Consider the following 9,151-nt stretch of genomic DNA (forward strand, 5'->3'; position numbering starts at 1 on the left):
ATCTATCGTGCTCTCGTGGGCTCGCTTTTGTTTACACCCCCCCGCGGCGAGATCATGTCGATCATCGCCGAGGGACTTCTTGAGCCCAAGGAGGCCGGGGCCGACCTGCCTTGGCTTCGCTAGGCGCTCTGTCGGCAGGCAGTTTCAGAGTGCGGGCCGTCTGTGGCTGGTCGCGCAGTTCCCCGCGCCCCTGAACCGCCCCGGTGGTTCAGTGCGCGACCACCGGGATGCGCACCTCGTCCTCCTTGCCGACACCGCCGGCACCCTCACCGTCGCCCGAGGCGGCCTGAGCGCCGCTCTGGGCACCGGTGTTGATGAACGCGAAGGCGATCGCGGCGGAGACCACCAGGATGCCGACCGCCCACCAGATGGCGCTGGTGTAGCCCTCGACCATGGCCTGCGCCTGGAGCAGCTTCTGCGCCGCCGGAGTCGTCGCGCCCGCCGCGTGCGAGGTGATGTACGCGGTGGTGGCGGATGCGGCGATGGTGTTCAGGAGGGCCGTGCCGATGGCGCCGCCGACCTGCTGCGAGGTGTTGACCATCGCGGAGGCGACACCGGCGTCACGCGCCTCGACACCGTGCGTGGCGAGCGACATGGCCGGCATGAACGCCGTACCCATGCCGAGGCCCAGCATCAGCTGCGCGGGCATGATCAGACCGGCGTACGAGGAACCGACCTCCAGCTGCGTCAGGAGCAGCATGCCGACGGCCGCGAGCAGGAAGCCCGGACCCATCAGGAGCCGCGGCGGGACGCGGGTCATCAGGCGGGCGCCGATCTGCGTGGAGCCCGCGATCATGCCGACGATCATCGGCAGGAACGCGAAGCCGGTCTTCACCGGCGAGTAGCCCTGGACGATCTGCAGGTAGTACGTGAGGAACAGGAACAGGCCGAACATCGCGATGACCGCGAGGCCGAGCGACAGGTAGACGCCGCCGCGGTTGCGCTCGGTCAGGACGCGCAGCGGGAGCAGCGGCGACTTGACCCTGGCCTCGGTGAGGACGAACGCGGCGAGCAGCACCGCGGACGCGACGAACATGCCGATGGTCAGGGAGTCCGACCAGCCGGCCGACTCGGCGCGGGTGAAGCCGTAGACGAGCGCGACCAGACCGAGGGTGGAGAGGACCACGCCCGGGATGTCGAGCGGCGAGCGGTTGCGGCCGCCGGCCGGCTCACGGATGACGAAGTAGGCGCCGAGCGCGGCGACCACCGCGAACGGGATGTTCACGAAGAAGGTCCAGCGCCAGTTCAGGTACTCGGTGAGGAAGCCGCCGAGGATCAGGCCCACGGCGCCGCCGCCACCGGCGATCGCGCCGTAGATGCCGAAGGCCTTGGCGCGCTCCTTGGCGTCGGTGAACATCACCGCGAGCAGCGAGAGGGCGGCGGGCGCGAGCAGCGCGCCGAACACACCCTGCAGGGCGCGGGCGCCCAGCATCATGGCCTCGCCGGTAGCGGCGCCGCCGAGCGCGGAGGCCGCGGCGAAGCCGATCAGGCCGGTCACGAAGGTGTTCTTGCGGCCCCAGAGGTCGGCGATGCGGCCACCGAAGAGCAGCAGTCCACCGAAGGCGAGGGCGTAGGCCGTGATGACCCACTGGCGGTTGCCGTCCGATATGCCCAGGTCCTGCTGGGCGGAGGGCAGCGCGATGTTCACGATGGTCGCGTCGAGGACGACCATCAGCTGCGCGAGCGCGATGAAGATCAGCGCCTTCCAGCGCCTCGGATCTGTTTCTGACATGGGGATAGCCACCTAGCGGTACGAGAGTGAAAAAAGAGACGTAAGAGGCGTGAAGAGAGACGTGCGTGCGGCGTGCGGCGTCGAGAGAGACGTGCGTGCGGCGTGCGACGTCAGGCGAGGCTCATGACTGGCGGAGGTCCTCCAAGGTCGCCGCCTCACCGGGCAGCTCGGAGCGTGCCGGAGCCATCAGGCCGTCCATGAACAGCTGCAGATGGCGGTGGACGAAGCGGTCCATGTTCAGGCATGCGGTGCCGGGCAGGGGCCGGGTGAGCTGGGAGAGGGCGACCATCAGGTCTCCGACGGCGATGTCGGTGCGCAGCTGCCCCGCCGCGCGTGCCCGCTCCATGAGCCCGTCGATCGCGACCTCGAGCCGGTCGCGGGCGTCGATCAGGTCAGGGTGCTCGGGGTCGAACGCCTCCTGGAGCATCGGGCACAGCGCGCCGATCCGCTCGTCGGCGGCGGCGTGCACGAACTCGCGCAGGGCGTCGAAGGCCGCGCCTTCCCCCTCGGCTTCCGTCCGGGCGCGGGCACGCTCGGCGTGCTCAGCGACGCGGTCGGTCACCAAGAGGACGACCTGGTGGACCAGTTCGGCGCGGTCGGCGAAGTGCCGGTAGACCGTGGCGTTGCCCACGCCGGCGCGGCGCGCGACCTCGTCGAGCGGCACATCGGCACCGAACTCGACGAACATCTCGCGTGCGGCGGCGACGATCCGCTCCCGGTTGCGCAGGGCGTCGGCCCGGGGGCGGGTGACCTTGCGCTGCGGAGCGGTGGCGGTGTCCACGGAAGAACCCCTCGAAGTAGTGGTGTGACTGCTGCTGTGCGATGCGGGGACTCACTCCCCGTTTCGCTCGGACACAGGTCTAAACGGGGAAGGACTCCCCGGATATTTCCCGCCCCCCGACTTTCTTCCTGTGACCTGGGTCACACCTTCGCGGGCGAGAAACCCACGATCGGTCGCGCCCAGCGAGCGCCCGCACGGCCCCCGGCACAGGGTGATCGAACAGGGTGCAGCCAGGACCTGCGGCTGCCGCGACGGGAGGGCCATGTATGCAGCAGCCGACCTGGAGGCGGATACGCGGAGCCCGGCGCGGCGCGGCACTCGCGGCCTGCGCGGCACTCGCCCTCACGGTCACCACGTCGGCGAGCACGGGCCGGCTGATGGAGGACTCCCCCACGGCCGCGGGCCCCACGTCCCTGGCCCGCGCGACCGAACTCGGCCCGTGCATGATCAACGGGACGATGGGCGTGCAGATGTCGGAGGGCGTGCCCACGCCCGCCGGGTACTCGCGCTCCACGGGCACCGTCCGGGCCCTGAACCTGATGGTCGACTTCTCCGACGCCCCCGGCGAGGGCACCGCCATGGAGCGCCTCGCGGAGTTCTTCCCGCAGACCTCGGAGTGGTTCCGCACCAGCTCCTACGGGCGGCTCGACTACCGCCCCGAGTCCCCCGTGCCCGACTGGCTGCGGATGCCGAAGACCTTCAAGGAGTACGGGCTTGAGCGCGGCGCCCCCTTCGATCCGGGGTACCGCGAGCTCGTCAAGGACATCGTGGCTACCGCCGACGCGGAGGTGGACTTCCGCGAGTACGACCTGGTGAACATCCTCATCACGCCGAACGCGGGCCCTTCCGCGCTCGACACGGTCCTCTCGGTGACGTTCGCGGGCAACACCGAGGCACCCGTCGCCGACGGGGTGCCGGTGGCCAACGCGTCGTTCATCTACAGCCGCCAGGACGACGGCTCGGGCAGCTTCGGCGAGACCGGCTATCGCGTGCTCCCGCACGAGAACGGCCACACCTTCGGCCTGCCCGACCTCTATACGCAGGAGGGCGGCGGCGCGGTCGGCCACTGGGACATCATGAGCGAGGACTGGGGCGCCAACAACGACCTGCTGGCCTGGCACAAGTGGAAGCTCGGCTGGCTCGACGACGACCAGATCAGCTGCGCGTCCAACTCCGGGACGACCGAGCACACACTGACCCCGCTGGCCGAGCGCGGCGGCACCAAGCTCGCCTTCGTGCCGATGAACGAGAGGACGGGGTACGCGATCGAGGTCCGTACCCAGGGCGGCAACGACGAGGCGGTCTGCAAGCCCGGCGTACTGGTCTACCAGGTGAACGCGGAGATCGACACGGGCCACGGCCCGGTCACCGTCTCCGACTCGGCGAAGGACAGCGGCGGTTGCACACGGCGGCCGAACGTCCACGCGGAGCTCTCCGACGCGCCGTACGGGCCGGGGCAGACGTTCGTGGACGAGAAGACGGACGTCCGCGTCACGGTGGCGGACGTCGACAAGGACGGCAGCTACCGGGTGCACGTCACGCGCCCGTGAGGCGACTCAACTCCCGTTGGTCTTGGCACTGTTGGCGCCCGGCACGGTCTGCTGCACCTGTCGCAGGAAGGCTGCGTTGCTCGGCGTCTTGCGCATGCGGTCGAGCAGCGCCTCCAGGTTGCTCTGCGCGTCCCGGCCGTGCAGGGCGCGGCGCAGTCCGCGTACGGCGGTCAACTCGTCGGCGGCCACGAGCAGTTCGTCACGGCGCGTACCGGACGGAGTGACGTCGACGGCAGGGAAGACGCGCCGCTCGGCCATCCCCCGGTCGAGGCGGAGCTCCATGTTGCCGGTGCCCTTGAGCTCCTCGAAGTAGTAGTCGTCGGCGCGCGATCCGGTCTCCACGAGCACGGTCGCCAGCATGGTCAGCGACCCGCCCTCCTCCGCGAGCCGGGCGGCGCCGAAGAGCCGCTTGGGGCCCTGGATGGCGGCGGCGTCGACACCTCCGGAGAGGGTGCGGCCGCCGCTGGACGCGGCGTTGTTGTACGCGCGGCAGAGCCGCGTCAGCGAGTCGAAGAGCATGACGACGTCCCTGCCCTCCTCGGTCAGCCGCTTGGCGCGCTCGACGGCGAGTTCGGCCAGCGCGATGTGCTCCTTGGCGGGCCGGTCGAAGGTCGACGCGAGCACTTCGCCGCGTACGGACCGCTTCATGTCCGTGACCTCCTCGGGCCGCTCGTCGAGGAGTACGACCATGAGGTGCGCCTCGGGGTGGTTCGCGCTGACGGCGGCGGCGATCTGCTGGAGGAGGACCGTCTTTCCGGTCCTCGGCGGCGCGACGATCAGGCCGCGCTGCCCCTTGCCGACGGGTGCGACGAGATCGACGAGCCGGGTCGCGACGGACCCTCCCGCGGTCTCCAGACGGAGCCGCTCGCGGGGGTGCAGCGGGGTGAGATCCCCGAACAGCGCCCGCCTGCGCAGCGCTTCGGGGGAGTGGCCGTTGACCCGGTGGACGTCGGTGAGCGTGCGGGGCCGTGCGCACTCGCCCTCGACCAGGTCGCCGGGGCGCAGGCCGAGCCGGCGGATCAGGGCGGCGGGAACCTGCACGTCGCCCGGGATGGGAAGGCAGTCGCCGGTGCGGAGGTGACCGGTGCCGCCGTGGGCGAGGTCGAGGATGCCGGAGGCGGCCTTGACCGTGGCCGTGGTGGATTCCTTGGTGGAGTCCTTGGTGGAGTCCTTGTTCGGGGTGATGGTTGCGGTGCTCATGGTGGGTTCCTTTCGCAGACATGCGAATGAAGGGGCCCGGCGGGGCGGTGTGATCACGCCCCGTACTACGGGCGGAGAGAAAGTGGCCTCCGAGGAGGCGGAAGAGAGGAAATCAGCACCGGCGCCGCAGAGAGGCGGCGTTCACACGTGCTGTTCGCAAGGTAGCACAGCCCCCGGCCCGCCGAGTGTGACGTACGCCACTGCACCCTCGGCGCGGGGGGTCGCAATTCGCATAACCCAGGATCAGCCCAACTGACCTTTAGAACATATCCAGTTGGCCTGGAATCTCATGCGTTTCCTATGACACGCTCGCTCGGGTTCGTGAACGTATCGCATATGAATTCCCCTCTCCCCGGGAGTCCCCGGGAGTCCCCGGGAGCCCCCGGGAATTCAATCCATGCCTGAAGAATCCATGCCCGACAGGAAAGCAACTCCCGTGCGCAGTAAATCTTCCATGGCGGCGGCCGCCGCGGCCGTTCTCGCCCTCACGCTGAGCGGCTGCGGCAGCGATGACGACAGCGTCGACGGCGACGGCGACGACGCGAAGGCGGCGGGCAAGCCGAAGACCGGCGTCTCCGAGCCCGCCGCGAAGCCGTCCACCACGGCGCCGAAGCCCACCCCCACGCCCAGCAGGACCCGTACGGCGAAGCCCACCGCCCCCAAGGCCACCCCGAGCCCCACCAACGCGGCCCCCACGCCCACGCGTTCGGCCGCCCCGAAGCCCGCTCCCACCGGCAAGCCGGGCGCGAGCGGCGTCCAGGGGACCTGGTACCACATCGTCCGCGCGCAGGACGGCAAGGAGATGGTGCTGACCATCAGCGGAACCTCGCTCACCATGCGCGCCGGCGGGAAGTCCTGCACCGGGACCATCAACGCCAGCATGGCCATGACGGTCGACTGCGGCGGCGGTGACATGACGACCACCGGCACGGCCGTGGCCACCGGGAGCGGCAGCGCGCAGAAGCTCGCGTGCACGTGGGCGGACGGCAGCACGGACCGGTTCGCGCGGACGCGACCGGTGTAACTCCCGCACTGCCACCACACATGAGAGCGGCCTTCGTTGTGTGGGTTCCACACATGGGAAGGCCTCACCCGGCGCCCTTACGTTTCCGGCCATGACGAGCAGCGTTAAGGGAAGCGACCCCGCCGGTGCGGGCACCGATCTGACCGGACGTACCGCCCTGGTCACCGGCGGCGGCAGCGGCATCGGGCGCGCCTGTGCCGTGGCACTCGCCGACGCCGGTGCCTTCGTCCATGTCGTCGACGTGGACGCGGAGTCGGCCAAGGCGGTCGCCGAGACGGTCGGCGGCGAACCCCACGTCGCCGACCTCGCCGACCCCGGCGCGGTGCGGGCCCTGCCCGCGGCCGTCGACGTCCTCGTCAACAGCGCCGGGCTCCAACACGTCGCGCCCATCGAGGAGTTCCCCCCGGAACGGTTCGACCTGATCCAGCGGGTCATGGTCACCGCGCCGTTCCTGCTCCTGCGCAGGACCCTGCCCCACATGTACGCGCACGGCTGGGGCCGCGTCGTGAACATCTCCAGCGTGCACGGCCTGCGGGCCAGCCCCTTCAAGTCCGCCTACGTCGCGGCCAAGCACGCCCTGGAGGGCCTGAGCAAGGTCACCGCTTTGGAGGGCGCCGCCCACGGGATCACCAGCAACTGCGTCAACCCCGGCTATGCCCGCACCCCGCTCGTCGAGCGCCAGATCAGTGCGCAGGCCGCCGCGCACGGCATCCCCGAGGAGCAGGTCCTCACCGACGTACTGCTGCGGCGTTCGGCGGTTCAGCGGCTCATCGAACCCGCGGAGATCGCCGCCGCCGCGCTCTGGCTCTGCGGCCCGCACAGCGGCTTCGTGACCGGTGCCTCGCTCCCCCTGGACGGCGGCTGGACCGCCGGATAGCCCTCGCTCGCCCCACCCACGTCCCCATAGAGCCTCCCCAGAGAACGGATCAAGCCATGGCTGCAACGCCGCATGCCCAGGGCAAGGACCCGGCCGACGCCGGCCGGGCGCCGAAGAAGCCCGGCATCGCCCGCATCATCAGCGCGAGCCTGATCGGCACCACCATCGAGTGGTACGACTTCTTCCTCTACGGCTCGGCCGCCGCGCTCGTCTTCAACTCCCTCTTCTTCCCGACGAGCGACCCCCTGGTCGGCACGCTCCTCGCGTTCCTCACGTACGCGGTCGGCTTCGCCGCGCGGCCGCTCGGCGGTGTCGTCTTCGGCCACTACGGCGACAAGATCGGCCGTAAGAAGCTGCTGGTCCTCAGCCTGCTGATGATGGGCGGCGCGACCTTCGCGATGGGCCTGCTGCCCACGCACGCGACCCTCGGCGTGGGCGCCCCGATCCTCCTCACGGTCCTCCGCCTGGTCCAGGGCTTCGCACTCGGCGGCGAGTGGGGCGGCGCCGTGCTCATCGTCTCCGAGCACGGCGACGACAAGAACCGCGGCTTCTGGGCCTCCTGGCCGCAGGCCGGCGCACCGGGCGGCAACCTGCTCGCCACCGGTGTCCTGGCGCTGCTCGCCGCCGTCCAGTCGGAGGAGGCGTTCCTGGCATGGGGCTGGCGCATCCCGTTCCTGCTCTCCGGCGTACTGGTGATCATCGGCCTGTGGATCAGGGTCTCGGTATCGGAATCCCCCCTGTTCTTGGAGGCACAGGCAAAGGCGGCCGCCTCGGGGGAAAGTGCCCGGCAGGAGGCCCCGGTCGTCGAGGTGTTCCGGAGCAACTGGCGCGGCGTCCTGACCGCCATCGGCACCCGGCTCGGCGAGAACGTCTCGTACTACATCCTCACGGCCTTCGTCCTCGTGTACGTCACCGTGCATCTGGAACTGCCCAAGAGCACCGCCCTGAACGCCGTACTCATCGGCTCAGCCGTGCACTTCGTGACGATCCCTCTCTGGGGCGCCCTCTCCGACCGCATCGGCCGCAGGCCCGTCACCCTGATCGGCTCCATCGGCATGGCGGCCTGGGCCTTCGCCTTCTTCGCGCTCGTGGACAGCAAGTCCTTCGCCGTGATCACCCTGGCGGTCACGGTCGGCCTGCTCTTCCACGGCGCGATGTACGGGCCGCAGGCCGCGTTCATCTCCGAGATGTTCGATACGAGGGTGCGCTACTCGGGGGCGTCGATGGGCTCGCAGCTGGCGTCCATCATCGGCGGGGCGCTGGCGCCGATCATCGCCGTGGAGCTCCTCAAGGACTACGACTCCGCGACGCCGGTCGCCCTGTACGTCTGTGTCACGGTGGTCATCACGACGCTGACGGTCCTGGCGGCGAAGGAAACCCGGGGCCGCTCCCTGGCCCACGGGACCACGACTCCCGAGCCCTCCTCCGCCTCGGCCCCCTCGGCGACAATCGGAACCTGACCCCGCACACCGCACTCCCGGAGGCGACCCTCATATGTCCAGCACACCTGACGCCGCTCGCCGCTTGGTCGGTGTCAGGGAGGTTGTGGGGCGCGGGGGCGGGGCTGGCGGGGATGGCGGGTGTGGGGGCGGCTCGGGGGATGGGGGTGGGCGCGCTCCCGAGTCGATGGGTGCTGGCGGCGGCTCGGCGGATGGGGGTGGCCGCGCTCCCGAGTCGGCGCGTGCTGGCGGCGGGTCGGGGGATGCGGGTGGCCGCGCCTCTGAGCCGGCGGTTACCGGGGGCGGTGGCGGTGGGTCGGCGGATGCGGGTGGCCGCGCTCCCGAGTCGGCGCGTGCTGGCGGCGGGTCGGGGGATGCGGGTGGCCGCGCCTCTGAGCCGGCGGTCACCGAGGGCGGTGGCGGTGGCTCGGCGGATGTCGGTGGCCGCATCCCCGAACCGACGGTCGCCGACGACGGTAGCTCGGCGCAAGCCACAGACTGCGCCCCTGAACCAACGGTCACCGGCAGCGGCTCGGCGGAAGCCCCAG

Annotated in this window: 7 protein-coding genes; 4 read left to right on the forward strand and 3 right to left on the reverse strand. The window is 70.6% G+C overall.

The features are described from left to right. Positions 1-208: 208 nt before the first annotated feature. Both ACFWY6_RS41265 and ACFWY6_RS41270 read right to left on the reverse strand, forming a co-directional pair. On the reverse strand, positions 209-1,732 hold the full coding sequence (locus tag ACFWY6_RS41265) for an MFS transporter (RefSeq protein WP_384701776.1): 1,524 nt from the start codon (positions 1,730-1,732) through the stop codon (positions 209-211). Positions 1,733-1,853: 121 nt separating this feature from the next. Continuing rightward, on the reverse strand, positions 1,854-2,513 hold the full coding sequence (locus ACFWY6_RS41270) for a TetR/AcrR family transcriptional regulator (RefSeq protein WP_384701779.1): 660 nt from the start codon (positions 2,511-2,513) through the stop codon (positions 1,854-1,856). 266 nt (positions 2,514-2,779) lie between these two features. Here ACFWY6_RS41270 and ACFWY6_RS41275 point away from each other — a divergent pair, with 266 nt between their 5' ends. Then, on the forward strand, positions 2,780-4,063 hold the full coding sequence (locus ACFWY6_RS41275; protein ID WP_384701781.1) for a M6 family metalloprotease domain-containing protein: 1,284 nt from the start codon (positions 2,780-2,782) through the stop codon (positions 4,061-4,063). A 6-nt stretch (positions 4,064-4,069) separates the two neighbouring features. Here ACFWY6_RS41275 and rho read toward each other — a convergent pair whose 3' ends face one another. Next, positions 4,070-5,263: a transcription termination factor Rho gene (rho, locus tag ACFWY6_RS41280; protein WP_384701784.1), complete on the reverse strand. Its 1,194-nt coding sequence runs from the start codon at positions 5,261-5,263 to the stop codon at positions 4,070-4,072. Positions 5,264-5,699: 436 nt separating this feature from the next. On the opposite strand from rho, the gene ACFWY6_RS41285 reads away from it, so the two are divergent. The 3 genes from ACFWY6_RS41285 to ACFWY6_RS41295 all read left to right on the forward strand — a co-directional run bounded on the left by ACFWY6_RS41285 (position 5,700) and on the right by ACFWY6_RS41295 (position 8,624). Beyond that, on the forward strand, positions 5,700-6,287 hold the full coding sequence (locus tag ACFWY6_RS41285) for a hypothetical protein (RefSeq protein ID WP_384701787.1): 588 nt from the start codon (positions 5,700-5,702) through the stop codon (positions 6,285-6,287). Positions 6,288-6,378: 91 nt separating this feature from the next. Further along, a complete protein-coding gene (locus ACFWY6_RS41290) occupies positions 6,379-7,164 on the forward strand; it encodes a 3-hydroxybutyrate dehydrogenase (protein WP_384701790.1) in 786 nt (261 codons plus the stop codon). Positions 7,165-7,220: 56 nt separating this feature from the next. Then, complete coding sequence (locus ACFWY6_RS41295) at positions 7,221-8,624, forward strand: MFS transporter (protein ID WP_384701792.1); 1,404 nt, start codon at positions 7,221-7,223, stop codon at positions 8,622-8,624. Positions 8,625-9,151 lie beyond the last annotated feature (527 nt).

Source organism: Streptomyces sp. NPDC059037 (assembly GCF_042740015.1).
GTDB lineage: Bacteria > Actinomycetota > Actinomycetes > Streptomycetales > Streptomycetaceae > Streptomyces.

Bases quoted from the DNA above. Each gene is read 5' to 3' on its own strand.
- rho (WP_384701784.1), bottom strand. From the start codon at position 5,263: ATGAGCACCGCAACCATCACCCCGAACAAGGACTCCACCAAGGACTCC.
- ACFWY6_RS41290 (WP_384701790.1), top strand. From the start codon at position 6,379: ATGACGAGCAGCGTTAAGGGAAGCGACCCCGCCGGTGCGGGCACCGAT.
- ACFWY6_RS41295 (WP_384701792.1), top strand. From the start codon at position 7,221: ATGGCTGCAACGCCGCATGCCCAGGGCAAGGACCCGGCCGACGCCGGC.
- ACFWY6_RS41275 (WP_384701781.1), top strand. From the start codon at position 2,780: ATGCAGCAGCCGACCTGGAGGCGGATACGCGGAGCCCGGCGCGGCGCG.
- ACFWY6_RS41265 (WP_384701776.1), bottom strand. From the start codon at position 1,732: ATGTCAGAAACAGATCCGAGGCGCTGGAAGGCGCTGATCTTCATCGCG.